Origin of the sequence: Pseudomonas sp. 7SR1 (assembly GCF_900156465.1) — a bacterium.
Taxonomy (GTDB): Bacteria; Pseudomonadota; Gammaproteobacteria; order Pseudomonadales; family Pseudomonadaceae; genus Aquipseudomonas.
In genome coordinates, this window is sequence record NZ_LT707064.1 from 4,369,824 (window position 1) to 4,396,680 (window position 26,857).

21 protein-coding genes are annotated in these 26,857 nt (G+C 63.7%); 8 read left to right on the forward strand and 13 right to left on the reverse strand.

The annotated features are described in order from the left end of the window. Nucleotides 1-8 precede the first annotated feature (8 nt). The 7 genes from BW992_RS19585 to BW992_RS19615 form a co-directional block, all read right to left on the reverse strand. Entirely contained in the window at nt 9-2,795 is a 2,787-nt protein-coding gene (locus BW992_RS19585) for a malto-oligosyltrehalose synthase (RefSeq protein ID WP_072431169.1), read from the reverse strand. Continuing rightward, nucleotides 2,792-4,870, reverse strand: coding sequence for a 4-alpha-glucanotransferase (gene malQ, locus BW992_RS19590; RefSeq protein ID WP_076406939.1), 2,079 nt, complete (start codon nt 4,868-4,870; stop codon nt 2,792-2,794). The genes BW992_RS19585 and malQ overlap by 4 nt, the downstream gene beginning before the upstream one ends. Continuing rightward, nucleotides 4,867-6,669: a malto-oligosyltrehalose trehalohydrolase gene (gene treZ, locus BW992_RS19595; RefSeq protein ID WP_076406940.1), complete on the reverse strand. Its 1,803-nt coding sequence runs from the start codon at nt 6,667-6,669 to the stop codon at nt 4,867-4,869. Before treZ ends, malQ begins: the two co-directional genes overlap by 4 nt. Nucleotides 6,670-6,677: 8 nt before the next feature. Then, nucleotides 6,678-8,249: a glycogen synthase GlgA gene (gene glgA, locus BW992_RS19600; RefSeq protein ID WP_072398439.1), complete on the reverse strand. Its 1,572-nt coding sequence runs from the start codon at nt 8,247-8,249 to the stop codon at nt 6,678-6,680. 549 nt (nt 8,250-8,798) lie between these two features. After that, nucleotides 8,799-9,761 carry a D-2-hydroxyacid dehydrogenase family protein gene (locus tag BW992_RS19605; RefSeq protein ID WP_076406941.1) on the reverse strand — a complete coding sequence of 321 codons (963 nt, stop codon included), beginning with the start codon at nt 9,759-9,761 and terminating at the stop codon, nt 8,799-8,801. 11 nt (nt 9,762-9,772) lie between these two features. Next, the gene (locus BW992_RS19610; RefSeq protein WP_072398441.1) at nt 9,773-10,801 is read right to left on the reverse strand and encodes an alpha/beta fold hydrolase; all 1,029 of its coding nucleotides are present in this window, start codon (nt 10,799-10,801) and stop codon (nt 9,773-9,775) included. A gap of 101 nt (nt 10,802-10,902) precedes the next feature. Next, complete coding sequence (locus BW992_RS19615; RefSeq protein ID WP_072398442.1) at nt 10,903-11,349, reverse strand: DUF411 domain-containing protein; 447 nt, start codon at nt 11,347-11,349, stop codon at nt 10,903-10,905. Between the two features lie 173 nt (nt 11,350-11,522). On the opposite strand from BW992_RS19615, the gene BW992_RS19620 reads away from it, so the two are divergent. The 7 genes from BW992_RS19620 (at nt 11,523) to BW992_RS19645 (ending at nt 17,585) form a co-directional block, all read left to right on the forward strand. Next, the gene (locus tag BW992_RS19620) at nt 11,523-12,461 is read left to right on the forward strand and encodes a hypothetical protein (RefSeq protein WP_083532850.1); all 939 of its coding nucleotides are present in this window, start codon (nt 11,523-11,525) and stop codon (nt 12,459-12,461) included. Between the two features lie 284 nt (nt 12,462-12,745). Next, a complete protein-coding gene (locus tag BW992_RS19625) occupies nt 12,746-14,074 on the forward strand; it encodes a flavin-containing monooxygenase (RefSeq protein WP_072459341.1) in 1,329 nt (442 codons plus the stop codon). Further along, on the forward strand, nt 14,074-14,484 hold the full coding sequence (locus BW992_RS19630; protein ID WP_072398444.1) for a RidA family protein: 411 nt from the start codon (nt 14,074-14,076) through the stop codon (nt 14,482-14,484). The genes BW992_RS19625 and BW992_RS19630 overlap by 1 nt, the downstream gene beginning before the upstream one ends. Before the next feature lie 10 nt (nt 14,485-14,494). Continuing rightward, complete coding sequence (locus BW992_RS19635; protein WP_072398445.1) at nt 14,495-15,169, forward strand: DUF1028 domain-containing protein; 675 nt, start codon at nt 14,495-14,497, stop codon at nt 15,167-15,169. Beyond that, nucleotides 15,162-16,349 (forward strand): acetylornithine deacetylase, encoded by a 1,188-nt coding sequence (argE, locus tag BW992_RS19640; RefSeq protein WP_072398446.1) that lies wholly within the window; start codon nt 15,162-15,164, stop codon nt 16,347-16,349. The genes BW992_RS19635 and argE overlap by 8 nt, the downstream gene beginning before the upstream one ends. Beyond that, a complete protein-coding gene (locus BW992_RS26975) occupies nt 16,346-16,495 on the forward strand; it encodes a hypothetical protein (protein WP_156682196.1) in 150 nt (49 codons plus the stop codon). The genes argE and BW992_RS26975 overlap by 4 nt, the downstream gene beginning before the upstream one ends. Before the next feature lie 49 nt (nt 16,496-16,544). Next, nucleotides 16,545-17,585, forward strand: a complete 1,041-nt coding sequence (locus BW992_RS19645) for an ABC transporter substrate-binding protein (RefSeq protein WP_072398447.1) — start codon at nt 16,545-16,547, stop codon at nt 17,583-17,585. A 53-nt stretch (nt 17,586-17,638) separates the two neighbouring features. Here the strand turns inward: BW992_RS19645 and BW992_RS19650 are convergent, their stop codons facing one another. From BW992_RS19650 to BW992_RS19675, 6 genes are all read right to left on the reverse strand, one after another. Then, nucleotides 17,639-18,550: a LysR family transcriptional regulator gene (locus BW992_RS19650; protein WP_072398448.1), complete on the reverse strand. Its 912-nt coding sequence runs from the start codon at nt 18,548-18,550 to the stop codon at nt 17,639-17,641. Between the two features lie 208 nt (nt 18,551-18,758). Then, complete coding sequence (locus tag BW992_RS19655; RefSeq protein ID WP_072398449.1) at nt 18,759-19,961, reverse strand: NAD(P)/FAD-dependent oxidoreductase; 1,203 nt, start codon at nt 19,959-19,961, stop codon at nt 18,759-18,761. Nucleotides 19,962-20,293: 332 nt separating this feature from the next. Continuing rightward, complete coding sequence (locus BW992_RS19660; protein WP_072398450.1) at nt 20,294-20,668, reverse strand: response regulator transcription factor; 375 nt, start codon at nt 20,666-20,668, stop codon at nt 20,294-20,296. 100 nt (nt 20,669-20,768) lie between these two features. Further along, nucleotides 20,769-21,413 (reverse strand): response regulator transcription factor, encoded by a 645-nt coding sequence (locus BW992_RS19665; protein ID WP_072398451.1) that lies wholly within the window; start codon nt 21,411-21,413, stop codon nt 20,769-20,771. A 24-nt stretch (nt 21,414-21,437) separates the two neighbouring features. Then, complete coding sequence (locus BW992_RS19670) at nt 21,438-22,862, reverse strand: sensor histidine kinase (protein ID WP_072398494.1); 1,425 nt, start codon at nt 22,860-22,862, stop codon at nt 21,438-21,440. Nucleotides 22,863-23,091: 229 nt separating this feature from the next. Continuing rightward, nucleotides 23,092-24,096 carry a GlxA family transcriptional regulator gene (locus BW992_RS19675; RefSeq protein ID WP_092181767.1) on the reverse strand — a complete coding sequence of 335 codons (1,005 nt, stop codon included), beginning with the start codon at nt 24,094-24,096 and terminating at the stop codon, nt 23,092-23,094. A 259-nt stretch (nt 24,097-24,355) separates the two neighbouring features. Between BW992_RS19675 and BW992_RS19680 the strand changes: the two genes are divergently transcribed. Continuing rightward, nucleotides 24,356-26,824: a UvrD-helicase domain-containing protein gene (locus tag BW992_RS19680; RefSeq protein ID WP_076406942.1), complete on the forward strand. Its 2,469-nt coding sequence runs from the start codon at nt 24,356-24,358 to the stop codon at nt 26,822-26,824. Nucleotides 26,825-26,857 lie beyond the last annotated feature (33 nt).

A 26,857-nucleotide genomic window follows, 5' to 3' on the forward strand; every position in this document is an offset into this window, starting at 1 on the left:
GACTTCACTCAAGATTGGATAAAGATGTTGACCGGGAAATCCCCCAGCGCGGCGCTGACCATCAGCTCCCCTTGGGGTGTGACTGCTGCGCTTGCAAAAAGTCCCTTCAGTTTTCCATCCTCGGCGGCGAACGGTAACGACACCCGGGTATCGCTCCAATCCGATGCAACCACCTGTGGCTCGGCACTGTTTTCCAGCAACCGGGCCGCATGGATCGGTACCACCACGATCGCCCGCTGTTGTCCGTGCTCGCGCATGAACGCCAGGACCCGGCCGGCATGCTCGCCCACCACCTGCAGCGGTTGATAGCGACCCTCACGGAACAGGTGCGGGTATTCGGCCCGCAGGGCCAGTGTCCTGGCGATCAGGGCCTGTTTGATCCGGCCGTCGCGCCAGTCGCGGACCAGCGTTGCCGCCTGGTCGTCGGCCTGCAGGCCCTCTCGGCGGGCATCGAAGTCCACAGGCCGGCGGTTGTCCGGATCCACCAGGCTGAAATCCCAGAACTCGTTGCCCTGGTACAGGTCGGGTACGCCGGGCACCGTCATGCGCAGCAAGGTTTGCGCCAGACTGTTGAGGGCGCCCGCAGGGGCGACGGCCTGTACCGCATCGGCGATGGCGCTGCGCAGCGGCAACCCTTCGTCCCCGAGCAGCAAGCGTTCGAGGAACATCTGGGTCGCCTGTTCGTAGGCGTCGTTGACGGACGCCCAACTGCTTTGCAGCTTGGCTTCGCGCAGGGCCTTGCGCTGCCATTGCCACAGGCGCTCGTTGTAGTTGGCCAGAGCACTGTGGTCCTGCAGGTCGAGGTCCAGCGGCCAGCTGCCAAGCAGCGCCTGATACAGGATCAGTTCGTCGCCGGCGGAGGGGGCCGCGGGATCGCTGTGCAGGGAAGGAGAGAGGATGCGCCATTGATCCACGCACGCGGTGTACCAGTCGGCGCGTTCGCTGAGCACCGCCAGCCGGGCACGGGTGTCTTCGCCGCGCTTGTGGTCGTGGGTAGCGGTCGTGATCAGGTTGTCGGGGAAATGTTCGAGTCGCTCCAGGCAGGCGTCGTGGAATTCCTGGGGCGGGGCGCTGAACCGCTCGGTGTTGTAGCCCACGTCATTGCGTGACAACAACACTGCCGAACGATACAGCGCCGTATCTTCCACCGCCTTGGCGGCGGCGGGCGAGGTCAGTTGCTGGAAGCGCACACAGGCATGGCGCAGGCGCTTGCGCTGGCTACCCCGTGGACGTTGTCGCCAGGCCATGCCGCCGAGCCAGTTGGCCAGGCAGTCGAGCACCGGCCAGTCGGCTTCGCTGAGGGTTTGCCGGGCGCCTGCCAGCGCCTTCTGGAAAAACATCTCGTCTTCGGCGCTGCGGCCCAGGGCACTGATATAGGTGCGATAGACCGGGAAATGCACGATCAGCTCCTGCAAGGCCCGCCTGATCGCGCCCAGGGTCAGGTCCCGGGTCATCACGTCGTCCCGCGCCACCTGGAGCAGGGCCTGGGCGACGCTCTCGAAGTCACCGGCCAATGAGCCGTTGAGGATCTGCTGGCGAGCCAGGCGGGCTTCTTCGATGAAGTGCGCCGGCCGCTCGCTGTTCCGGCTCCAGAACTCGGCCAGGACATCGGCGCCGGCCGGGTCATGCTGCAGCAGCGACACCTGGTTCATGAACTCATAGCCGGTGCTGCCGTCGACCTTCCAGTCCTGGCGCAGGGTCTCGCCATCGCCAAGGATCTTCTCGATGAAGATCGGCAGGTGTCGCGAAGGCGACAGGCTATCGACACGCCTGCGCAACTTGCGACAGTAGCCGCGTGGGTCCGCCAGGCCGTCGATGTGGTCGATGCGCAGCCCGTCCACCAGGCCCTCGGCGATCAACTCGAAGATCTTCGCATGGGTGGCTTCGAACACGGCGGGGCGTTCGACCCGCAGCCCGCCCAGTTCATTGACATCGAAAAAGCGTCGCCAGTTGATATCGTCCGCGGCGGTGCGCCAACTGGCGAGCCGATAGCTCTGGCGTTCGAGCAACTGATGCAGCAGCTCGAAGCCCTGGGGCTGCGTGGAGTCGTAGCCTTGCAGGCTGCCTTCGATGGCGGCCAGGATGCCCGGCTGGGTCGCCAGGTCCCGCAGTTGCGCCTGCAACGGGCGGGCGAGGGTATGGGCGTCGGTCTGGTAGTTCAGCGTGGTGAAGCGTTCGGCCAGGGCCTTGAGGGCTTCGGCTTGCTCGGATGGCAGGTGTTGCGCAGGCCTGAGCAGTTCGCCGTACTGCATGGGGCAGATGGGGAAATGATGCTCGTAATGCTCGGCATAGAAACTGCCGCGGCTCGGGTCGAAGCGCAGTCGCAGCGTACCCTCCTGCAACGCCACCCCATAATCGCTGCCCAGGAACGGCAGCAGCAACTGGCCTTCCATCAATGGGTCGGGGGAGTGCCACTGGATATCGAAGAACTGGCCGTAGGGACTCAGGCGTCCCCATTCCAGCAGGTCCAGCCACCAGGGGTTGTCGTTGCCGCCCACGGCCATGTGATTGGACACGATGTCGAGGATCAGGCCCATCCGGTGTTCGCGCAGTGTCGCCACCAGGCGCCTGAGGGCGGCTTCGCCACCAAGCTCCGGGTTGACCAGGGTCGGATCGACCACATCATAGCCGTGCATCGACCCGGCACGGGCCTTCAACAGCGGGGATGCGTAGATATGACTGATCCCCAGCGAGGCGAAGTAGGGCACCTGGGGGATCGCGTCGTCCAGGGTGAAGCCTTTATGGAATTGCAGGCGCAAGGTGGCCTGCAAGGGTTGGATCAACGTCTGTTTCATCGGTCACGCTCGTTCGCCTGAAGTCTCGCGCAGGCGAGTATTTCCAGACGCCGGGCGGCGTCCGGGCCATCCAGCAGCGCCTGGCTCTCGCAAGGCAAGCGTCTGCGCCAATTGGGGTGTGTGTCGATCGTGCCGGGCAGGTTGGCCTGCTCGTCGATGCCCAGGGCATCTTCCAGCGGCAACAGCACCAGCGGTGCCCGAGTGTGGCCGAGGAAACGGACGCTGGCATCCAGCACCTGATCGGTTTCGCGATGTTCTTCGCGGAAGTTCTGCGGGTCCTGGTTCAGTACATGGCGCAAGCCTTCGCGTTCTCGCTCGCGGTGCCTGCGCCAGTCCATCTCGGTGTGGGAGTCGATCAGGTTCAGGCGCGCGTTCCAGTCGATATCGTGGCCATGCCACCAACCGTTGAGGGTCGGCAGGTCATGAGTGCTGGTGGTTGCCAGGGCGTTGTCCGGCCAGTCGAGGATCGGCTTGAAGTGGGTGTTGTCCTGTTCGAACAACAGCACGCGCATGCCGAGGATCGCCCGCGCGCTGAGTTTTTCCCGCAGGCCATCGGGCACGGTGCCGAGGTCTTCGCCCAGCACGATGGCCTGGTGGCGATGGGATTCGAGTGCCAGCAGGCGCAGCAAGTCGTCCACCGGGTAATAGAGGTAGGCGCCGTCGGTGGGGGGCGCGCCGTTGGGGATCACCCACAGGCGCTGCAGGCCCATGACATGATCGATGCGCAAGCCGCCGGCATGGGCGAAGTTGGCCCGCAGCATTTCGATGAACGCGCGAAAGCCGTTGCGCACCAGGCCTTCCGGCGAAAACGCCGAGATTCCCCAGCCCTGGCCGGAACGGTTGAGAATGTCCGGTGGCGCCCCCACGGTCAGCGAGGCGAGCAGTTCGTCCTGCCGGCTCCAGGCCTGGCTGCCGGCCCCATCGGCCCCCACGGCCAGGTCGGCGATCAGGCCGATGCCCATGCCGCTGGACTTGGCGGCGCTCTGGGCACGCTCCAGGCAGCGGGCGATCAACCATTGGCAGAAGGCGTAGAAGCCGATTTCGTCGGCGTTCTCCTCGGCGAAACGCGCCAGGGTGGGGCTGCGCGGGTTGCGCCACTGCTCGGGCCATTCGCGCCAGTCCAGGCTTTCACCCCGGGCGGCGCGTTCGGCTTGCAGGGCTTCGAAGCGGCAGTGGTTCTCCAGGGCTTCGCCACTGCTGTGGCGGAAGCTGGCGAAGTCTTCGTGCAGCGGGTGTTCGCCCTGGTTGAAACCGTCATACAGGGCGCGCAGGATCTTCTGCTTGGCTTCGGCCGCCACTGGCCAGTCCACCAGGGGCTGGTCTTCCAGATGGCGCAGCTGATTGGTCAGCCCGGTGGCATCGATGGCCGTGCGCAGCGCCCGCTCGCCGAGGATGGTGCCCGGTGCGGCGTACAGGCTGTTGAGGAACAGTCGGCTGGAGGGCGAGTAGGGGCTGTAGCGCCCGGTGTCGCTGCTGAACATCGCATGGATCGGGCTGATTGCCAGGGCGTCGGCCCCGCGTTCGCCGGCCGTACGTGCCAGTTCTTCCAAAGCCTGGGTGTCGCCGAAACCACCGTCCCCAGGGCGACGCAACGCATACAACTGCGCGCTCAGGCCCCAGGCCCTGGGTGTCGGGTCGTCCACCGCATCGGCCACGCTGTAGCAGCGGGCCGGTGCCACGGCCAGGGTGAAATGCTGGTCCTGGATGCTGACATGTTGGTAACCCACCGGGACCATCCCCGGCAACCTGGCGTCGGCATCGAGTTTCAGGTTCAGTGTCGCGCCATCGTCGAGGCGGATTTCACAGGGCGTCGATCCCTCGAAATAGCGACTCAGGTCCACGCTGACGCCGACGTCGGCGGTGATCAGCGGTGGCAGGCGATGGTCTTGCTGGTCTTGCTGCAATTGCAGCAGGCTGGCGTCGATTTCCTGGGCAGTGCCGGCTGGATGGCCGAGGCCTGTCAGGACCGAACGCAACACGGCGGGAGAGACTTTTTGAGCCCGGCCATTGGCGTCGATCCAGTCCACTGCCAGGCCCGCTCGCCCGGCAAGGATCTCCAGTTGTGCATCGCTCATAGGCGCTCTCCAGTGATATTCGGTGACATTACCGCTTGAGTCAGGGTGACCAGCGCGCTGTAAGGCGCAAGTGCACCTTGCTGCAACAGACCCATGGCTTGCGGCGGATGTTCGAAAAGAATGCGCACATCTTCGGGGGCGGTATGTTCGATCGACTGGTCGCCGAGGTTCAGGTCGATACGCAGCACGCTGCCGTCTTCCAGGCGCCAGCGCGCACTGATCGCAGCGTGCCCCAGCACATCGGCGCCCAGGGCCTGTATCGCGGGCAGGCGCGGGACGATTTCCTCGCGACGAATCTTCAGCAGTTGGCGGTAGAAGGTCTCATTGGCCAGTTGCTCCGGTTCAAGGGTTTCCAGGGCCGGACGGGAGGCCTCGAAGGTCTCGATCGCATTGGGGTCGGGGATCCGCTTGCGTTTTTCCGGATCGGCGAAGGCGCTGAAAGCCTTGAACTCGTTGCGCCGACCTTCGCGTACCAGTTCCGCCAGCTCACCGTGATGGCTGGTGAAAAACAGGAACGGCTGTTGGGCTTTCACTTCGTCGCCCATGAACAGCAGCGGAATCATCGGCGACAGCAGCAAGAGCACCGTTGCCGCTTGCAACGCCTGGGGATTGGCCAGTTGATGCAGGCGCTCGCCCAGGGCCCGGTTGCCGATCTGGTCGTGGTTCTGCAGGAACAGCACGAAGGCGTTGGCCGGCAGGTGGCCGCTGGGTTCGCCCCGGGGTTCTCCATGGCGGTTGATATGGCCCTGGAAGACAAAGCCCTGGCTGAGGCAGCGCGCCAGTTTCTCCGTGGTCTGTTCGGCATAGTCGGCGTAATAGGCGTCGGTCTCGCCGGTCAGCAGGACATGCAGCGCGTTATGGCCGTCGTCGTTCCACTGGGCGTCGTAGCCTTGCTCCAGCAGGCTGGCCTGGTTGTGTTCGTTCTCCACGGTCAGCCAGACATGCCGCGTCGGGTCGACCTGCAGGCGCACCCTGGCGGCCAGTTCCTGGAGAAAGTCCGGGTCTTCGATGGCGTGCACGGCATCCAGGCGCAGACCGTCGAAACGGTACTCCAGCACCCACATCAACGCGTTGTCGATGAAGAAGTCCCGCACCTCGCGGCGGCGGAAATCGATGGCCGCGCCCCAGGGGGTGTGCCGGTCTTCCCGGAAGAAACCCTTGGCATAGCGGTGCAGGTAGTTGCCGTCGGGACCGAAGTGGTTGTAGACCACGTCAAGGATCACTGCCAACCCGTGCCCGTGGGCGCTGTCGATCAAGTGCTTGAGCTGCTCCGGCGTGCCATAGGACGCCTGGGGGGCGTAGGGCAGCACGCCGTCATAGCCCCAGTTGCGATCTCCGGGAAACTGCGCCAGGGGCATCAGTTCGATGGCGGTCACGCCCAGGCCGGCCAGGCGAGCCAACTGCTGCTCGACCCCCTCGAACCCACCGAGGGCGCCAACGTGCAGTTCGTAGATCACCGCCTCGTACCAGGGGCGCCCCGACCAGCCGGTGTGTCGCCATTGGTAAGCGTGGGGATCGACCACCACGCTGTGGCGGTCGATGTCGCCGGCCTGGGCGCGGGAGGCCGGGTCGGGGACCTCCAGTTCGCCGTCGATGTTGAAGCGGTAGCGGGTGCCGGCGGGGCAACGGGTCTGGATCATGAACCAGCCGTTGGCCTGTGGCAGCAGGGGTATTGATTCTCCAGTGTCGAGTTCGACACTGACGTAAAACGCATCCGGGGCCCACAGGGCGAAACGAGTGTGCTCGGTATCAAGCATGATCGCGCCGTGGGTCCAGGTCTCGGGCGTCCTTGTCGGCATCGATCACCTCATTGTCTGGCGGATTTACCCAGGGATTTCGCCACCAGTTGTTCGTAGAGTTCGGCGTAGGGTTCGACCGCCTTGCGCCAGTTGAAAGGCGCCGACATCGCCCGGCAACGCATGGCATTGAGCAGTTCGGGGAAGGCGAAGACCTTGAAGGCCCGGCCCAGCGCTTCCTTGTAGCTCTCGACGGTGGACTCGTTGAACAGGAAACCGGTGACTCCATCCTCGATGGTGTCCGCCAGCCCCCCGGTATTGCGGGCCACCGGCAGCGAGCCGAAGCGCTGCGCATACATCTGGCTCAAGCCGCAGGGTTCATAGCGCGATGGCATCAGCAGGAAGTCGCTGCCGGCGAACATCCGCCGCGCGTCGGTTTCATTGAAGCCGATGCGTACGCCGATCCGTCCTGGAAAGCGCAGGGCCAGCTCGCGCATGGCTTGCTCTTCTTCCGGCTCGCCGCGACCGATAATGGCGATCTGACCGCCAGATTCGACGATGAACTCGGCCACCGCTTCGGTCAGGTCCAGGCCTTTCTGATAGACCAGCCGGGACACCACGGCGAACAGCGGGCCGTTGGACTCGTCGAGGCCGAAGAGCTCGCGTACATGGGCAGCGTTGGCCGCCTTGCCTTCCCAGTCGCCAATGGCGAACCGGCGCTGCAGGTGGGTATCGGTGGCCGAGTCCCAGCTCTCATCGATGCCGTTGGGGATGCCGCTGAGCAGACCCTGCTGTGTCTTGGCCGCGAGGAAACCGTCGAGCCCGCAACCGAACGCCGGGGTGGTGATTTCCTGGGCGTAGGTGGCGCTGACCGTGGTGATGTGGCTGGAGTAGGCCATGCCGGCCTTGAGGAACGACAGCTTGCCGTAGAACTCCATGCCTTCCTGTTGCAGCGCATGTTCGGGGATGCCCAGCTCCGGGCAGGACGCCAGGCTCACCACGCCCTGGTATGCCAGGTTATGGATGGTGAACAGGGTCGGGGTGCGCTGGCCGCGCCAGTGCATATACGCTGGTGCCAGTCCGGCAGGCCAGTCGTGGGCGTGGACCAGGTCCGGGCACCAGTGGATCTGCGCAAGGTTGGCCGCGATATCCGCCGCCGCCAGGCCCAGGCGGGCAAAGCGGATGTGGTTGTCGGGCCAGTCGCGGCCATTGTTGGCGCCGTATGGCGAACCTTCGCGGGCATACAGCTCGGGGCAGATCAGCACGTAGATCACCAGGCCATCGGCCATGTCCATGCGTCCGATCTTGCAGGGCGGCAGCGCGGCGTGGCCGCCCAGTTCGCCGATGATGTGGATCGGATTGCCGCTGTTCATGACCTGGGGATAGCCGGGAATCAGGACCCGGACATCGTGCAGGCCGGCCATGGCCCGGGGCAGGGCGGACGAGACGTCGCCCAGGCCGCCGGTCTTGACCAGGTCGGCGATTTCCGAGGTCACGAACAGGATCTTCTTGCGGTTGGGGTTTTGTCGAACGACGGGGAGCAGTGCCTTGCCTCCGGTAGTCAACACCGGTGCCGTCGGCGATCCTGCCGCCGGTGGCAGTTGTGAGCGGACTTGTTGTGGTTCCAAGGCAGCACTGATCATAAATATCTCCTGTTTTCTCGATCTGTTTCCGGCAAGCGCCAGAGCTGATGTTTCATTGGCCGAATCCTGCGGCCAGGCGCACAAGCGCTACGCAAGGAGAGCAAAGCGCTGCCCAATGCGGCAAAGCGAATCAGATGAAAGAGCTGTGCAAGGACTTGCAAGGACTGCACCAGCCACCGTTGCCCTACCTCTAACCTGACCCGTGGCCGCTGCGAAAAGTTTCGACTTTTTTTCGTCTGGATGACCGGTCGGTTTTTGCCCCGGTTTGGCAGTCTAGGCCAGAACCTAGAGCGCTACGGTGCGCTTCGTCGAATTGTCGGACAATCACGTTTTTTGGCGGCAATGTCTTACACGACAATCGGTGATACGCACCGACGAAGTGCAGGTTTCTGTCACGCAAGAGGAGTAGGAGGCGAGGGGGTGTTTCATCGCCGTGCGCGGTGCAATGGCGTGCTGCACCATCAGGGGGCGTTGAAAATAGAGGCGTTTTGATGGCGCTGTGAGCGCCGCGAAGGGGGAGCGAACTCCCCCGTGCAGTGACTCGGGCGGTCAGCCGGCCGGAATCAACGAGCGGATCGGCGCCCCTGCGGCCCAGGCCCGGATGTCGTCGATCATCAGGGCGTAGAACTGTCGGTAATTCTGTCGGCTGACGTAGCCGATGTGAGGTGTGGCCAGGACGTTGTCCAGCGTCCGGAACGGATGCCCGGGCGGCAAGGGCTCCTCGGCAAAAACGTCGAGGGCGGCGCCAGCCAGGCGCTTGTGGCGCAAGGCATCGATCAGGGCGCCCTCATCGACGATCGGGCCGCGGGCGGTATTGACCAGCAACGCCCCGGGTTTCATCCAGCCCAGGGCCTGGGCGTCCACCAGCCCACGGGTACGCTCGCCAAGGACCAGGTGGATCGAGAGGATGTCGGCCTGCTCGAATAGCTGCTGCTTGCTCACATAGGACACCCCCGCTTCGGCGGCCCGCTCCGGGGTGAGGTTCTGGCTCCAGGCGATCACGTGCATGCCGAACACCTGGCCGAACTGCGCCACGCGCTGGCCGATGCTGCCCAGGCCGAGGATCGCCAGGGTCTTGCCGTGGAGGTCGCCCCCCAATCCTTGCTGCCACAGACCGGCGCGCAAGGCGTTGGCTTCCGGCAGGAGGTTGCGGCTCAGGGCCATGACCAGTGCCCAGGTCAGCTCGGGGGCGGCATGCTTGTAGCTTTCGGTGCCGCAGACCTGGATACCCAGCTCGGCGGCGGCCTTGAGGTCCAGGGCGGCATTGCGCATGCCGCCGGTCAGCAACAGCTTGAGCCTGGGCAGGCGTCGCAGCAGGCCTTCGTCGAATGTCGTGCGTTCACGCATCACGCAGATCACCTCGAAAGGCTCGAGGCGTTCGGCCAGGGTATCGCGGTCGGCGGGGTAGTCATGCAGGAACGTCACCTGGCCGATGTCGTCCAGCACTGACCAGTCCACCACGTCCCGCGCCACGTTTTGCCAATCATCGATGACCGCTATCTGCACCGCCATGGAACACCTCGTCAGGGGATGGGTTTGTTCAGCCAGCTCAACAATGCTTCATGGAACCGGTCCGGCTCTTCCATCTGCGGTGCGTGCCCCAGGTTGGCGAACTCCACCAGCGTCGAGCGCGGGATGAGCTGTGCCACCTGTTTGCCCAGTACGTCATAACGGCCCAGCCTGGCCTTCACGGCGGGTGGCGCTATGTCGCTGCCGATGGCGGTGGTGTCGGACGTGCCGATCAGCAACAGGGTCGGCACCTTAAGGTCCTTGAATTCGTAGTAGACCGGCTGGGTGAAGATCATGTCGTAGATCAGCGCCGAGTTCCACGCGACCTGGGTGTGTCCCGGCCCTTTGTTCAGGCCGGCGAGCATATCCACCCAGCGGTCGAACTCCGGCTTCCAGCGGCCCCCATAGTAAGTGGTGCGCTCGTAATTGCGAATCCCGTCGGCGTTGAGCTTCAGCTCGCGTTCATACCATTGGTCCACGGTGCGGTAGGGCACGCCAAGGGCCTTCCAGTCTTCGAGACCGATGGGGTTGACCATCGCCAGGCGCTCTACCTGATCTGGGAATTGCAGGGCGTATCGGGTGGCGAGCATACCGCCCGTGGAGTGGCCCAGGACAATGGCCTTCTGCACGCCGAGGGCCTTGAGCAGGGCCTGGGTATTGGTCGCCAGTTGATGGAAACTGTACTGGTAATAGTCCGGCTTGCTGGAAGTGCAGAAGCCGATCTGATCGGGCGCGATCACCCGATACCCGGCTTCGCTGAGGGCCTTGATGGAGTCGCCCCAGGTGGCTGCGCAGAAGTTCTTGCCATGCATCAGCACGACACTGCGGCCGTTGACCTTGCCCTGGGCCGGTACGTCCATGTAACCCATCTGCAACGATTGGCCCTGGGACTGCAGGTTGAAATGCTTGAGGGTATAAGGGTATTCGAAACCCTGTAGCTGCGGCCCGTAGGCAGGGCCTTCGGGGGGATTCGCGGCGTGAGCGAACAGCGGCAGGGTGCTCAGCAGCAGGCTGGGAAGCCAGCGGGCGGTCAAACGCGACATGGTCAATCTCCTTGGGGCAACCGGCCGATCCTGGGGCTACCCGATTATGGCGACATTAACCACAGGCAATCGAACCGCCCGAACGTTCCCGGCCGCCTCCGTCAGTGGGCCGGATAATCCGCCACCACGGTCTGGCTTCCATCCTTTTTCTGACCGATCACCTGGTAGGCATCGCTCATGCCGTCCATTTCCATGCCGGGCGAGCCCATGGGCATGCCAGGCGCGGCCAGGCCAAGCAGGTCGTCGCGCTTGCTCAATGCCAGTACCTGATCCGCCGGTACGTGACCTTCGACGAACTTGCCATTGATTTCGGCGGTGTGGCAGGAACGCAGGTTCGTTGCCACGCCCAGGCGCTGCTTGACCGCGCCCATGTCGGTTTCGACATGGTCGTTGACCTTGAAGCCGTTCTCTTGCAGGTGCGAGATCCATTTCTTGCAGCAACCGCAGTTGGCGTCGCGGTGCACGTCGATGGCCACCGGTTCGGCGGCCTGGGCCAGGGTGGAGATGAACAGGGCGCTCAGGGCGAGCAGATGCAGGGGATTAGCCATGGGAGCGGTCTCGTGTGGAGCGGTTTGCAAAGGAGGATAACAGAGTAGTGCAGAGGAGCTGACAGGCAGCTGAGGAGCAGATGACACAATTGTCAGCTTGTGGTGAATGACATTGTTATTCGAAAGATGACATCATTTTGCCTTCATTGATTGAAATGGATGGCAGGGAAGACATGCACATCGAAAATCTCAAGCGGTTCCTGGATGCCGGCACCACGTTTTCCTTCGGCGACCGCGTCACGCCCCATACGGCCAACGATTTCTGGCGATGGGCGTTCTCCAACATGAACGTACCCGTGTTGCGGGGCGTGTTGATCGAATACCTGGTGGCCCAAAAACTCATCGCCCACTGCGACGATATCGTCGGCGATACGGTGAGAGCGTTGACCACCTATACCCCTGGGCCCGGCGACCTGACCCGCAGCATCGAAAAGCACTATCAGGTCCAGCCCCATGGTGATGTGTTCGACCTGCAATTGAGCTGGGGCGTGACGCTGGAAATCAAGAGCACGGCTTCGCCGGCCAACTGGCGCCTGAACAAGACCTGCCGATGGAACATCATCGAAGGCAAGAATCTCAAGGAAACGGTATTTCCGGCCCAGTTCTACATTCTCGCCCAGATGGGCCCACAGGTGAGCTTCAGCGACAGTGCCCTGGACCTGGGGGCGATCACCTTTCATGTGCGTACCGGCGAAGAACTCGAACGCCTGGCCGCTGGGCAGCAGTCGCTGGGATTCGCCCGGTTCGTGGGCGACGAGAGTGCTCGTCCCGGCTGCGGATATGACCAATTGCCCGCCGTGCTGCTCGATCTGCAGACACAGCGCCTGCAGCGTGTGCGCAAGAAACTCCGGCCAGACTGGAAACTGGTGCCGCGCGATGGCCAGGATGACTTCATGCCGCTGGCCGTGGAACGGGACGGCAAAGTGGAGGCCTGGTGGTATTGGCAAGTTGAGGTGGAGGGTAAATGGACTGCGGTGCCCATCGAACCGATCGAGTCTCCCTGGTTGCCGGACGAGACACCTGGCTGGCGGGATTGGGAGGCGGCGGGGTTTGCCTATGTGCCGGAGGTGGTGGCCATGGCCGAGCCCGAAGAGGCCATCGTCGGCCCCTGAGGCAAGGCCGTTTGCCGAGCTATCGGCTGATCCGTCCCTTCTTTGCGCAGCCTTCGCTGTGCAACTTCTCTGACCCATGAGTCGCCTGCCAGGCACCTGTCTTCGAGGCAGGCGCCCAGGCAGCTTTTTCCTTTCCAGCAACGATAAAAAGCCTCGTTTCGCAAATCCCCGCCGGCCAACACAATCGCTTCGACATCGCTCCAAACACACCGCAGAACAACAAGACAGAACCCGAAGCGGTCGCGATGCAGCTCTGAATCGAACCCACTGCCGGAAGTGCACACATGCCCTTTGAAACGATCCACATCGATACGCTTGTCATTGGCGCCGGCCAGGCCGGCGTGGCCATGAGCGAACATTTGAGCAGGCAAGGCGTGCCTCACCTCGTGGTGGAGCGCAACCGCATTGCCGAAGCCTGGCGCACGGCGCGCTGGGATTCCCTGGTCGCCAACGGTCCGGCCTGGCATGACCGGTTTCCCGGGCTCGAATTCGAGGGGCTCGATCCCGACGCCTTCGCCGGCAAGGACCAGGTGGCCGATTACTTCGTTGCCTATGCCAGCAAGTTCAACGCGCCGATCCGTACCGGGGTGGACGTGAGGAAGGTCCAGCGCAATGTCGGTCGTCCCGGCTTCAGCGTTGAAACGTCGGAGGGGCTGATCGAGGCGATCCATGTGGTGGTCGCCACCGGGCCGTTCCAGCGGGCGGTCATTCCGCCCATCGCACCTGATCTGGCCGGCATCGTCCAGATGCACTCCGCACAGTATCGCAATCCCGGTCAGTTGTCCGAAGGCGCGGTCCTGGTCGTGGGAGCGGGCTCATCGGGTGTGCAGATCGCCGATGAGTTGCTACGTGCCGGCAAGCGCGTCTACCTTTCCGTGGGGGCCCATGACCGTCCACCCCGGTCCTACCGCAACCGGGATTTCTGCTGGTGGCTGGGGGTGCTTGGGGAGTGGGATGCCGAGGCTGTCCGGCCCGGCAAGGAGCACGTGACCATTGCCGTGAGCGGTGCCCGTGGCGGTCATACCGTGGACTTCCGCAGGCTCGCCCATGAAGGCATCACCCTGGTGGGCCTGACGAAAGCGTTCGATGGCGGCCAGGTTCGCTTTGAGCCGAACCTGGCCGAGAACATCGCCCGCGGCGATGAAAACTACCTGGCGCTGCTGGATGCCGCTGATGCCTACATTGCCCGCAACGGGCTGGACCTGCCTCTCGAACCTGAGGCCCGCCAACTGCCGCCCGACCCGCCATGCCTGACCCATCCGATCCTGGCGCTCGATCTGCTGGAGGCTGGCGTCGGTACGATCATCTGGGCCACAGGGTATTCGGTGGACTACAGCTGGCTGAAGGTCGACGTCCTCGATGCCAACGGCAAGCCCCGTCACCAGCGAGGCGTGTCCAGCGAGCCGGGTTTGTATTTTGTCGGCCTGCCTTGGTTGTCGCGGCGCGGGTCGGCGTTCATCTGGGGCGTCTGGCACGACGCCCGGCATATCAGTGACCACATCGTCAAACAGCGCACGTACCTGGCCTATCGTCGCCCGAGCGACAGCCTGGACTCGCCTGCGCCCGCCATCGATCCGCACAACTCGAAAACCAGCCTGATGGGAGTCCGCTGATGCCTACTCACACCCGTATCCGCATGTTCAACACCAAGGACACCTACCCGAACCAGGCCCTGGACAACGACCTGTGCCAGGCCGTACGGGCCGGCAACACGGTCTATGTTCGCGGGCAGGTCGGCACCGACTTCGAGGGGCGGCTGGTGGGGCTCGGCGATCCCAGGGCCCAGGCCGAACAAGCCATGCGCAACGTCAAGCAATTGCTGGAAGAAGCCGGCAGCGACCTGACGCACATCGTCAAGACCACCACCTACCTGACCGATCCGCGCTACCGCGAGCCCGTGTACCAGGAGGTCGGTAAATGGCTCAAGGGTGTGTTTCCGATTTCCACCGGACTGGTGGTCAGTGCTCTTGGCCAGCCCCAGTGGCTGATGGAAATCGACGTGATCGCCGTGATTCCCGAATAAGGACCGAACCATGACTTTTTCCATTGTCGGACGCTGCGCCGAAACCGGCCAGCTGGGCGTCGCCATCAGTTCTTCGAGTATCGCCGTCGGTGCCCGCTGCCCCTGGTTGCGGGCAGGGGTTGGCGCGGTGTCGAGCCAGAACATCACACTGCCGGCGCTGGGCCCGTTGATCCTGGACGAACTCGCCACGGGCCGGGGGGCGCAAGAAGCCGTGGACCGTGTCCTGGCGCGCAATGGCTATAGCGAGTATCGCCAGGTGGCAGTGATCGATGCCCAGGGCAACACGGCGATCTACAGCGGCAGCCGTGCCTTGGGGATTCATCGTGCCTTGGCCGGCGAGCAGTGCGTGGCGGCCGGCAACCTGTTGGCCGACGATATCGTGATCGACGCGATGGTCATGGCCTTCCAGCACAGCGAGGGCAGTCTCGCCGCCCGTCTGATGCGGGCCTTGCGAGCCGGCCAGGAAGCGGGTGGCGAAGCCGGGGCGGTGCACTCGGCGGCGCTGTCGGTGGTGGACGACCTGACCTGGCCCATCGTCGACCTGCGGGTGGACTGGGCGGAGCAGGATCCTGTCGGCGAACTGGAAAAACTCTGGACGGCCTATCAGCCGCAACTGCAGGACTACCTGACCCGCGCCTTGAACCCCACCCTGGCGCCCAGCTATGGAGTGCCGGGCGATGAATGAACTGCGCAGTCGCGCACTGCTGGCCAGGCTGGTGGGTTTCGCCACGGTCAGTCGCGACTCCAACCTGGCGCTGGTCGGATTCGTGCGTCAGTACCTGGCGGACCTGGGGGTTGAATGCGAGCTGATCTACAACTCCGAGCGGACCAAGGCCAACCTGCTGGCCAGCATTGGCCCGCTGGAACCTGGCGGGGTCGTTCTGTCGGGGCACACCGACGTGGTACCGGTAGACGGGCAGGCCTGGACGGTGGATCCGTTCTGCCTGAGCGAAGCCGACGGCAAACTGTTCGGCCGGGGCACGGCGGACATGAAAGGCTACCTGGCCTCGGTGCTGGCAGCGGTGCCAATGTTCCTCGCCAGCCCACTTCGTCGGCCGGTGCATCTGGCGTTCTCCTACGACGAAGAAGTCGGTTGCCTGGGTGTACGCAGCCTGCTGGAAACACTGCCCGAGTCCATTGCCGAGCCTGCGTTGTGCCTGATCGGCGAGCCTACGCAGCTGCAGCCGGTGCTCGGTCACAAGGGCAAGTTGGCGATGCGTTGTCATGTCAGAGGGGCAGCCTGCCACTCGGCCTATGCCCCTCACGGCGTGAACGCCATCGAGCAGGCGGCACGGCTGATCGGCAGGCTGGGAGAGATTGGCGCATGGCTGGCCGATCCGGCACGGCATGACCCGCGCTTCGACCCGGCGTATTCGACGGTGCAGGTCGGGGTGATCCAGGGAGGCACCGCGTTGAACATCGTGCCGGCCGATTGTCGTTTCGATTTTGAAATCCGGGCCTTGCCGGATTTCGCTCCGCAGGGGGTCGTCGCGCAGTTGCAAGGCTTTGCCGAACAGACCCTTCTGCCGGCCATGCAGGCGGTAAATGGCGCCACCGCCATCCGTTTCGAACAGCTGTCTTGCTACCCGGGGCTGGCGACGTCACCCAAGAGCGCCGCCGCGCGCCTGGTCGCGCAGCTGTGCGGCAGCGACGCTTTTGGCACGGTGGCTTTCGGTACCGAAGGTGGCCTGTTCGACCAGGCCGGTATCCCCACCGTGGTGTGCGGCCCCGGCAGCATGGACCAGGGACATAAACCCGATGAATACGTGAGCGTCGAGCAGATGGCGGCCTGTGATCGCATGATGGATCGATTGGCACGCCACCTCAGCGAACCCCACCCTTTCTGGGCCGAGGAGCTTGCGTGAACGACTTCAACGACTGGCGAACCCGGGGCGCGACACTGCGCCTGACGGATACGGTGCCGATGGCGAGCTCCCCGGGTAACAACGAACGGGTCGACAAGACCGGTAATGCTGTAGACCGCACCGCCCGCGCTTACGGTCACCCCTGAGTCCCGCGCTGGCTCGTGCGGGCGAGCCGGCATTTCGAGGAACCGCTTCATGTCCAGATCCTTGCGTTGCAACATTGCGTGCGTCCTGGCTTTGCTGAGTACCAGCGCCTTGGCCGCGCCACAAAGCCTGACCGTGATTTCCTTTGGCGGCGCCACCAAGCAGGCCCAGGACAAGGCCTACTTCCAACCCTTCAATGCCAGCGGTGCAGGAAGCATCGTGGCTGGCGAATACAATGGCGAACTGTCGAAGATCAAGGCCATGGTCACGGCGGGTCACACCAGTTGGGACGTGGTCGAAGTGGAAAGCCCCGAGCTGCTGCGAGGCTGTGAAGAAGGCCTGTTCGAGAAACTCGACCTGACGGCCATGGGCGACCCGGCGAACTACGTACCGGGTGCGCTCAACGAATGCGGCGTCGCCACCTATGTGTGGTCGATGGTCCTGGCCTACGACCAGAGCAAGCTCGGCAAGGCGCCCAGGTCATGGGCGGACTTCTGGAACCTCACCGAGTATCCCGGCAAGCGCGGCCTGCGCAAGGGTGCCAAATACACCCTGGAAATCGCCTTGCTCGCCGACGGCGTCAAGGCAGAGGAGCTGTACAACGTCTTGAACACGCCGGAGGGAGTGTCGCGGGCTTTCGCCAAGCTGGACCAGATCAAGCCGAATATCCAATGGTGGGAAGCCGGCGCCCAACCGGCGCAATGGCTGGTGGCAGGGGATGTGGCGATGAGTGCCGCCTACAACGGGCGCATCGCTTCGGCGCAGAAGGAGGGCATGAAGCTGAGCATCGTCTGGCCGCAAAGCCTGTATGACCCGGAGTACTGGGCCGTGGTCAAGGGCACGCCGAACAAGGCCCTGGCCGAGCGGTTCATCGCGTTCGCCAGCCAGCCCCAGACCCAGAAAGTGTTCTCGGAAAATATCCCTTACGGGCCCGTGCATCGCCAGACGCTGGGTTTGCTGCCCGAGGCCGTGAGGGACCAGTTGCCTACCGCCGAAGCCAATCTGGCCGGGGCTCGGGCCGTGGACTCCGAGTTCTGGGTCGACCATGGCGAGGAGCTGGAGCAGCGTTTCAACGCCTGGGCGGCCCGCTAGGCGAACCAGCCGTGGCGAGGGGACTTTTCCTCGTCACGGCCTGCCTGGCGGGTTCACGGCAACCACTGCCTGAATTGTTCCCGGCAATACTCCACGAACAGCTGTGCCGGTTTGGTCAGGTGCGCGCGCCGCAGCCAGCCCGCCACCAGCGCCGAGCCTGTGACGTCTTCGGTGATACCGACGCAGACCACCTGTTGCCCATCGTAAGTGGTGGTGCAATGGGGGCGTGTCACCAGCACCGCGAACCCGAAACCCTGGCCGACCATGCCGCGTACCATTTCGATGGAGGGCGAGCTGAAGACGATATTCGGCGTCAGGCCCAATTCTTCGAAGATGCTGACGAAATACGTCCGGCTCGGTTGTACATCCAACAGGATCATCGGCTCCAGGGCCAGGTCGCGTAGCGACACCTGGGCCTGGCCGGCGAAGCGATGCCCCACCGGCAACAGGGCGTAGGGGCGCTGCGGCGCCGTCAGGGCCTGGGTCTCGATGGTGCTGTCGAGGTCGTGCTCATAGAAAATCGCCAGGTCGAAACGCCCGCCGGTCAGACCTTGCACCAGCTCCTGCTGCTCGCCGTCCTGCACACGGATCTCCACGCCGGGAAAGCGCTGGCGAAAGCCGGCGATCAGGCGGGGCAGGTAGAGCGGGGCGACGGTCTCGAAGCAACCGATGTCGATCTGGCCGCTTACGACATCATTGTCGGCCAGCGCGTTCTGCTCGAATTCCCGGGCCATGCGCAGCAGCTCCTGGGCCTTGCGGTAGAAACGAGCGCCTCCCGGGGTCAGCGAGACGCCCTGGGCATGATGGCGGATAAGCAACTGCACACCGAAGCTGTCCTCGAGCCCCTTGACGGCGGTGGCGATGGACGGCTGCGCGATGTACAGCTTGCGGGAGGCCTCGGCGACGCTGCCGCATTCAACGGTGGTGACGAAGTACTTCAGCTGACGCAAGGAATAGGACGCCACGACACACCTCTATACGGATGGTTTGGCCTACCTTACCTCGTGCCGCCGGGGTGAAGGGCGGGCCTTGCAACGGATTTTGCTGGGCAATGGCAATATCCAGGCTTGTTTATGGCGGAGCAGGAAAAAGACGCCCGCCTGAAAAGGGTGGGCGGGCGTTCGGGAAGGACCGGCTCGCAAAGGAGAGTGGCGGCCGGTCAGGACGAAAGGATCAGGCCACCGGTATCAGTGGGTCGGCCGCTGCCAGGGCGGTTGCGCGATCCGCCGCAGGTGGATAGATCCATACCGTGTTGATCTGGGTCTTGAGCGACTTGGCTTCCTGTCCCACCAGTTTGAGCTGGCGATCCCAGCCCTCGGTGAACACCGCGCCCCAGGCTCCCAGGTCCAGGCATGTGACGTACTTGGGCTGGCTGTAGGCCATCGGTGCTACGCCCAGCAGGTCGGCCGCCACGTTATTGCCGGCATAGCGACCCAGGGCGATGGCGTGCTGGCAGGACATGGCCGCATAGTTGCCCAAGGTGTCGGTTGCGGCATAGGCCACGTCACCAGCGGCGAAAATGTCGTTCTGGCCCAGCACCTTCAGGTTGCCATCGACGTGCAGGCGACCCTGGCGGTCCCGGGTGCCCGGCACTTGTTGAGTCAGCGCACTGGCGCGGAACCCTACGGTCCAGATCACAGTGTTGGACTCGATACGCTGGCCGTCAGACAGTGTGACGCCGCCGGCATCCACCGACTCGACCGAAGCGTTGAGGATCCACTCGATGCCCAGGTGGCCCGAGGCCTCGATGATCGACGGGCGGATACCGTCACCCAGGGACGCGCCGATCTGGGGGCCGCGGTCCACCACGATCACGCGGATTTTTGCCTCGTCCCCCAGCACCGCTCGCAGGCGGGCGGGCATTTCGGTTGCGGTCTCGATACCGGTGAAGCCTCCGCCGGCGACCACCACGGTGTTGCGGGCCGGGCTGTCTGGCAGGTGCTTGAGGGATTTGAGGTGGGCTTCGAGGCGCGTCGCCTGTTCGATCTCATCGACGTCGAAGGCGTGCTCCAGCATGCCTTCAAGGTCCGGACGCACCAGTTGGCTGCCGGTGGCGAGGACCAGGCGATCATAGCTCAGCGTGGCCTGGCTGCCTGAGGCGTCGCGGTAGCCTACTTCCTTGCGATCGGGGTCGATACGGTGGGCCGAGCCCTGTACGAAGTTCACACCCACCGCATCGAACAATCCATGAAGCGGTGCTGCCATGGTATGCACATCGGGCTCGTAGAAACGAGGCCGGATGCGCAGCTCGGCCTGGGGAGCCAGGACCGAAATCTGCACATCGTTGCGCTTGTGCAGGTCGATGAGCCGGGCAGCGCTCAACGCGCTCCAGACCCCGCCGAACCCCGCGCCTACCACCAGAATATGCTGTTTCATGATTTGCTCCCGAAGAAAGATCGATACGTTGAAGGGTTCAGCCCATTCATTGTGGCCACGCCGCGAATGCCCGAAAGTGCTTGGCTCATGCCTTCAGCTTCGGTTCGCCAGAGCAATGCTATTCGCCGGTGGGGGGGCCAGCACTTCTACATAAGGTCAGCGGGAATATGTCTGGGTATGAAGGACCTATACGAAGGTGTGAGTGCCGCAACCGGCACGGCGCGGATCGACCGGAAAAATGCCTGGCCCACAGGCGACGCAGGATAGGCCGTCGCGTTCGCGGGCAAGCCTGTAGGGTTTGCAGTGACGCGCTGATGAGAAGGGCTGGCCTGTCAAACCGTGTGCTTGAGCACCGATTCGATGCAGGCGATCAGTTCCACGCATCCGAACGGCTTGGGGAAAAGCGCCACGGGCTCGGCCACGCCGGGCTTGACCCGAGGCGGTGGGCCGGGGTGGCCGCTGATGATAATGACGGGAATCCGGATGTTCCGCGCAGCCAGTTCGTTGCACAGCTCGATGCCGCTCATGCCGGGCATCCTGATGTCCGATAGCAGGCAATCGGTCTGTTCGGGGCCGCCGCCGGAAAGGAACTCCAGGGCGCTGGCGTAAGTGTGTACTGTGTACCCGCTGGAACGCAGCAGGCCGTCCAGTGCTTTTCGAACGGATTCGTCGTCATCGACAACTGAAATGATTGCGGTGTTTGACATTGAGAGACCCGGCAGCGATATCAGGTCGCCATAACGGCGCCGTCTTCACTGCAAGATACCCTGTCCATGACCCGCGCCTAGTATACGTGGGTATGAAGATTCAGCCGGGCATATCCAGCGCCTGGCCCATGCGTACCAGATCGGCGAAGGAGCGGGCGCACATCTTGCGCATGGCCTGGCCGCGGTGGATCTTGACGGTAATCTCGCTCAGGCCGATTTCCCCGGCGATCTGCTTGTTCATCAGGCCCGAGATGGCCAGCGCCATGACCTGCCTTTCCCTGGGCGTCAGTGCCGCATAGCGAGCTTCCAGCGCCTGGCGGGCGCGGTCGGACTCGCGGCGCAAGCGGTCTCGCTGATGAGCGGCAGATACCGCATCGATCAGGTCCTGCTCCCGGAACGGCTTGCTCAGGAAATCCACCGCCCCGGCTTTCATGGCCCGGACCGTCATGGGGATATCGCCGTGGCCGGTCATGAACACTATCGGCAGGTTGATGTTGGCCGCCGCCAGTTCCTGCTGGAAATCCAGGCCGCTGGTGCCCCGCAGGCGTACATCCAGCACCAGGCAACTGGGGACGGCGGGGCGGGGGAATTGCATGAACTGCGCTACCGAGCCGAATAGCTCCACCTGCAGGTCGATGGAGCGCAATAGGCTGCCAAGGGCCTCGCGCAGTGGCGCATCGTCGTCGACGATGTAGACGATCGGTTCCTGGAGATTGGCCTGGCGAGCGGCGTGATCGAAAGTCATGGGCGTGTCCGAGGCGGTCATGGGTCAAGGGATAAGCGGCAATGCGAACCTGAACGAAGTCCCTCGACCGGCTTCGCTGGTGGCCCAGATCCTGCCGTCGTGGAATTCGATGATGGAGCGACAGATGGCCAGGCCCATGCCGAGGCCGTTCTCTCTCGTGGTGAAGAACGGGGTGAACAGCGAAGGCAGGACATCCTGCGCGATGCCCGTGCCCTGGTCAGTCACCTCCAGGACGGCCTCGTTGTCCTCTATCCAGGTGCGTATCTGCAGGAGCCGGTCGCTGACCGCAACGGCGTCCATGGCATGACAGGCATTGATGACCAGGTTGATGATCACCTGCTGCAATTGCACCCGGTCGGCGCTGACATGGCCTGCGCAGGTCGCCAGGTCCACTTTCGCCGTGACCTTGTGCAGCACCAGTTGCTGCTGGACCAGGTTCAGGGTCTCGTTGACCACTTCGTCCAGCGACTCGGCCTGACGCCGTGGATCGCATTTGCGCGACAGCGACCGGATACGGTCGATGACTTCGCTGGCGCGGCTCGAGCTGGCGACGATCCGCTCGAGGGAATCGAGGGCTTCCTCCAGGTCGGGCTGCGGACGCTCCAGCCAGCGTCGACAGGCCTGGGCACTGCTGGTGATGGCGGTGAGCGGCTGGTTGACTTCATGGGCAATGGAGGCGGCCATTTCCCCCAGCGAGGTCAGGCGGGTGACATGGGCCAGTTGAGCCTGGGCGCGGAACAGCGCTTCCTCGGCCTGCTTGCTGGCCGTCATGTCCATCAAGGCCCCCAGGTACTGGAAACGACCCTGTGCGGAAGGCAGGAGGCTGGCGATCAGATGGATATGCTTGATGCGCCCGTCAGGCATCAGCAGCCGCAGCTCGACCTCGATCTGGGGGGCGCGACGGGCGGCCTGGCCGAACATATCCAGCACCCGTTCGAGGTCTTCGGGGTGGGTGCGTTCCAGCACCATCGAAACCGTCGGCGTCTTGCCGCTGGGGTATTCGAAGATCCGCGCCGACTCCTCCGACCAGGACAGGTCCGAACGATCGCCGCGAAAGCCGAAGCTGCCGGTCTGGCTCAGGCGTTGGGCTCCGACCAGATAGGCCTCGTTGTGGCGCAGGCTGTCGGACGCCTGCTTGCTGCGCAGCGCCAGGAACGCGATGGCGGACAGGGCCGTCAGGCAGCGAAAGAAGCCGGTGGTGGAGTCCCAGCGATGATAACCGCCGTTGTACAGGAACATCGCCGTGAGCAGGAGCATGCACATCAGCGCGACGGTGATGACCAGGTTGATGGAGAACAGGTTGGCCGCCATCAACAGCAAGGTAATGTAGAGCAGGGTGGGGGCCAGGTCGGATCGGGTCTCGGAATTGATGATGACAATGCCGCAGGCCACCACCAGCCCGACCGCCCAGCCCAGGGCGTTCACCAGCGGATGGGGACTGATCCCCATCGAAGGTCGCGAGGCGATCTGACAGGGGGTGTACCGGAGGCTGTCATGGATGCTTTTGAACATCGTGGCGGGTGTGGGCACGCTGGCGGACCTTTTGTATTTTTTGAGGGGCCGGCTCCGGGGCGTCGCAAGGACAGAGCTTCGGTCTCGTATCTTAAAAGTGCCGCGTTTTCGCCGGTAGGACAGAAAACCCTGAAATCCTGCCAGCATCGGGTCTGGCAGGCCGGGGTCAGCGGGAAAACCGTTGACGGTAGTCCCGTGGGGAAATCGAAAGGTGGCGCTGGAAGGTGAGGCGCATCCGCTCCTCGTCACCGAAGCCGCACGACCGGGCAATCTGGTCGATGTTGCGCTGGGAGTCTTCCAGCAGCCGTCGCGCGGCTTCCAGGCGGAACATCTCCACGGCCTTGGCCGGGGTATGTCCCGTGCGACGCTTGTAGACCCGGGCGAAATTGCGCGGACTCATCCGGGCCTGGCGAGCCAGTTGTTCGATGGTCAGGTCATCGTCCAGGTGCTGGCTGATCCAGACGTGCAGCTCGTCGAATCCGGCGCTGTCCCGGGTCTGCAATTGCAGCAGTTGGCTGAACTGCGCCTGTCCGCCGGGCCGCTTGAGAAACACCACCAGCTCCCGGGCCACTTGCAGCGCGACTTCGCGACCGCAGTCGGCTTCGACCAGGGCCAGGGCCATGTCGATGCCAGCACTGACGCCCGCCGAGGTCCATATCCGGTCCTGCTGGATGAAAATCGCGTCCAGGTCGACTTCGACCGCCGGGAAACCGTTCCTGAGCATCTCGCACATGGCCCAATGGGTGGCGGCCCGGCGCCCGTCGAGCAGGCCTGCCTGGGCCATCAGGAACGTGCCGCTGCATACCGATGCGGTGCGCCTGGCCTTGACCGAGGCGGCCCGCAGCCAATCCACCAGATCGACGCAGTCGATCATGGCCTGGCGGATATCGGGGGCGCCGGGCACGATCAAGGTATCGATAGGCGCCTCGTCGAAGCGGTGCAGGGCGCAGGTGTCCACGGCGAGGCCTTCGGCGGTTCGCATCAACCCGCCGTCGAGGCTCGCCGTGTGCACTGCGTAGCCGGGCAGGCCACGTTCAGTCATGGCCTTGGTAGCCGCCCAGAAGACGGTCTGGGCACCGGTCAGGTCCAGCAAGCCCATCTGCGGGTAGGCCAGGAAGACCAGGGTACGGGGCTGGCAGATCGAATCGCTGGCGACGACGTCATGGTTCATCTGGTTCATGCTGGCTTCGCAGTCCGTGATTGCCCAAGGGAAGGACAAGGTATCGAACGGCACGATACCGGATCGCCCCAATGCTCGTCGATTGCCCGTATCCGGCAGCCTTGCTTGAGGGACAGGCCCGCGGTGCTGGCGTTATCAAGGCACTTTCAGTTCATCGCCTAACCCTCTGACCTGCAAGCTTTTGAGTGGCACTCAACGGCAAATCAAGACACCATAGCGCCCATGGTTCTGTACACCGGAGTTTTTCAGCGTGGCGCAACACTCTCCCGATCTTCCTCCCGAATTTCTACCCGTGGCCCAGATGCCGCTGCTCAAGCGCCTGGCCGCGCGCTTGTTCGGCCACGGCCTGACGCGGCTGCGAGCCCAGCACCGGGCATCGTGGTTGCACGGTCAGGCGGATGGTTTTCGTAGTGGTCATACCGCCGGTTTCGATTACGGATATCAGGAAGGCCGGGCCGAGGGGCTGGAAGAGGGGCGCCAGGTCCTGTTGATCCGTGACGCTCGCAGCACCGAGCACCCGGCGCCGAGAGTCGATGATCTGTTGTTCGATGACTGGCGCCTGCCCTTGACCGCTGAACTGAAGAAACGCATCAAGGCGGATGTGGCCCGATTGCTGCCCGCCCACGCGCAGCCCAGTGCCGCGCAATGGAAGATGATTTTCAGCGACACACCGTCCACCTCGGTGGTGGCGGGGGCCGGTGCGGGCAAGTCCACGACCCTGGTGCTGCGTATCGTGCTGCTGTCCCAATACCTGGGGTTCGAACTGGATTCGATGACCGTGGTGACCTTCACCCGCGAGTCACGCAAGGATTTCATCCAGAAACTGATCGAGGTTTTCGCCTTGTGGGGGCGTACGGTCAGTCTCAAGGAAGCGCGAGACCTGGTGCGGACCTTCCATTCGAGAATTCTGCCCATGGTGCGCAGCCTGCCGGGATTCGAACGGCTCCAGGCTTTCGAGACCCTGAGCCATCGCGCGGTGGCGGGCGATGACGATGAGGGCAATCCCTTTGACTTGCGCATCAATGATGCTCAACGCCAGCAGCTAAACGCCTGCTATCACCACCTTTACCAGCGCGATGAACGATTCCGTGAGCTGATCGGCTCGCTGTCCCGGCACGCCCTGCAACTCAAGGCCTTGGAGCGCGACCACCCCGATGTACAGAAACGCGTCGCCGTCACCGAACTTGCCGCCCAGCGTGACGAAGAGTTGTGCGATGCCATCGAGGACCTGTGGTTCCGCGCCGGGGCGTGGCCCATCAAGGGCATCGAGCCCAGGCGCCAGACCTTCCAGATCAACGGCTCGACATTCCACTGCCATGGCTACATTGCCTCGCTGGATGCCTGGGTAATGCTGGGCTTCGACCCGCAGGAGGATGCCCGGCTCAGCCGACCGGGGGCACGCCTGGGCATCCGGGCGGAATGGGCTGTAAAGCGCACCCTGTTTCAAGCTTTCTGTCGTAAGCCATTGATATGGATAGAAAGTTACGAATCGTCAAGACGTGTTTTGAGTGCGTTGGCTGGGGATGCCAGCGCCGGCCCAGGGTTCGACTATAAGGTCAAGGGCGAACTGGGGGCGGCACCGCTGCTGGATTGTTTCGTGGCCGCCGCCAGTTTCATCGAGAACCTTGGCCTGGACGTTCCGGATGCGGTAGGACAGATGTGCTTCGCACAGGACGACCCGGACCGATACTTTTTCGAGGCACTGAGTCGTTTCTGGCGAGCCTTCGAAGACCATCTGCTCGACCAGTCGCCACCTGTGATGACCTACAACCGGATGTTCGCGCTGTTCAGCGAGCATTCACCGGAAAACTTCAGATTGCTGGGCGATGAGCACCTACGGCCCTTGTCGCACCTGATGATCGACGAGTTCCAGGACGTCTCGCCGCAGATCGTCTCCTGGCTTCGCGCCTGTCTTCGAGAAGTGCGCAGTCGTGGAGCGGCCATGCACGTGGGGCGCGCCGCGCAACGTTCGTCATTGCTGTGCGTGGGGGACGACTGGCAATCCATCTACGGCTGGCGCGGCAGCTCACCCAGTTACTTCATGGCGTTCACCAAGCAGTTTCCGTCGCCGGCGAACACCCGGGTCATGCTCACGGACAACTACCGCAGCCATCAATACATCATCGATGCGGCCGAGCACATCGTGCGGGCCGCCGCCGCCATCCCCGGCAAGAAAGCCAAGGCCAGCGGCAAGCCTTCGGTACCCAGCCCGGTCGCGGTGCTCGATCGCGACGACGAGGGCATGGCCCGCAAGCTGGAAGAACATTATCGCAAGGGCGATTCAATCTTGATGTTGTATCGAAAAACAAGCGATAAGCTTTTAATAGAAAAGCATATTCAGCCAATAGTTAATGTGGATTCTAGCTTGCCGCATCCGGCTCGCCGCTTGCGCCAAATGACCTATCACAGTGCTAAAGGGCTACAGGCAGATGCGGTATTCCTGCTTGGTGACTGCCAGCACCTGAGCAGCTCGCCCTACAAGAATCAGGTCTACCGAATGGCCGGGCTGGGACAGGACGGGGATGCCGAACCGTACGATACGGCGCAGAAAGACGAGATCCTGCGCCTGGCCTACGTGGGGATCACACGAGCAGTGCAGCACTGCTACTGGTACGTCGACGGGCAGGAAGGCCAGGCCGCCAACGCGCCCAGGGCCTCGGATCGCATCGGAACGGGCAAGGCCTTCTTTGCCGACCAGCGTCGCGCCCGGGGTGGGTGACGGTTCGCCAGGGTGTGAAACCGTCGCCCACAA

What these genes read in the sequence shown, in the direction of transcription:
- BW992_RS19585 (WP_072431169.1), bottom strand. Translation starts at nt 2,795, where the DNA reads ATGAAACAGACGTTGATCCAACCCTTGCAGGCCACCTTGCGCCTGCAA.
- malQ (WP_076406939.1), bottom strand. Translation starts at nt 4,870, where the DNA reads ATGAGCGATGCACAACTGGAGATCCTTGCCGGGCGAGCGGGCCTGGCA.
- treZ (WP_076406940.1), bottom strand. Translation starts at nt 6,669, where the DNA reads ATGCCGACAAGGACGCCCGAGACCTGGACCCACGGCGCGATCATGCTT.
- glgA (WP_072398439.1), bottom strand. Translation starts at nt 8,249, where the DNA reads ATGATCAGTGCTGCCTTGGAACCACAACAAGTCCGCTCACAACTGCCA.
- BW992_RS19605 (WP_076406941.1), bottom strand. Translation starts at nt 9,761, where the DNA reads ATGGCGGTGCAGATAGCGGTCATCGATGATTGGCAAAACGTGGCGCGG.
- BW992_RS19610 (WP_072398441.1), bottom strand. Translation starts at nt 10,801, where the DNA reads ATGTCGCGTTTGACCGCCCGCTGGCTTCCCAGCCTGCTGCTGAGCACC.
- BW992_RS19615 (WP_072398442.1), bottom strand. Translation starts at nt 11,349, where the DNA reads ATGGCTAATCCCCTGCATCTGCTCGCCCTGAGCGCCCTGTTCATCTCC.
- BW992_RS19620 (WP_083532850.1), top strand. Translation starts at nt 11,523, where the DNA reads ATGCACATCGAAAATCTCAAGCGGTTCCTGGATGCCGGCACCACGTTT.
- BW992_RS19625 (WP_072459341.1), top strand. Translation starts at nt 12,746, where the DNA reads ATGCCCTTTGAAACGATCCACATCGATACGCTTGTCATTGGCGCCGGC.
- BW992_RS19630 (WP_072398444.1), top strand. Translation starts at nt 14,074, where the DNA reads ATGCCTACTCACACCCGTATCCGCATGTTCAACACCAAGGACACCTAC.
- BW992_RS19635 (WP_072398445.1), top strand. Translation starts at nt 14,495, where the DNA reads ATGACTTTTTCCATTGTCGGACGCTGCGCCGAAACCGGCCAGCTGGGC.
- argE (WP_072398446.1), top strand. Translation starts at nt 15,162, where the DNA reads ATGAATGAACTGCGCAGTCGCGCACTGCTGGCCAGGCTGGTGGGTTTC.
- BW992_RS19645 (WP_072398447.1), top strand. Translation starts at nt 16,545, where the DNA reads ATGTCCAGATCCTTGCGTTGCAACATTGCGTGCGTCCTGGCTTTGCTG.
- BW992_RS19655 (WP_072398449.1), bottom strand. Translation starts at nt 19,961, where the DNA reads ATGAAACAGCATATTCTGGTGGTAGGCGCGGGGTTCGGCGGGGTCTGG.
- BW992_RS19660 (WP_072398450.1), bottom strand. Translation starts at nt 20,668, where the DNA reads ATGTCAAACACCGCAATCATTTCAGTTGTCGATGACGACGAATCCGTT.
- BW992_RS19665 (WP_072398451.1), bottom strand. Translation starts at nt 21,413, where the DNA reads ATGACTTTCGATCACGCCGCTCGCCAGGCCAATCTCCAGGAACCGATC.
- BW992_RS19670 (WP_072398494.1), bottom strand. Translation starts at nt 22,862, where the DNA reads ATGGGGATCAGTCCCCATCCGCTGGTGAACGCCCTGGGCTGGGCGGTC.
- BW992_RS19675 (WP_092181767.1), bottom strand. Translation starts at nt 24,096, where the DNA reads ATGAACCATGACGTCGTCGCCAGCGATTCGATCTGCCAGCCCCGTACC.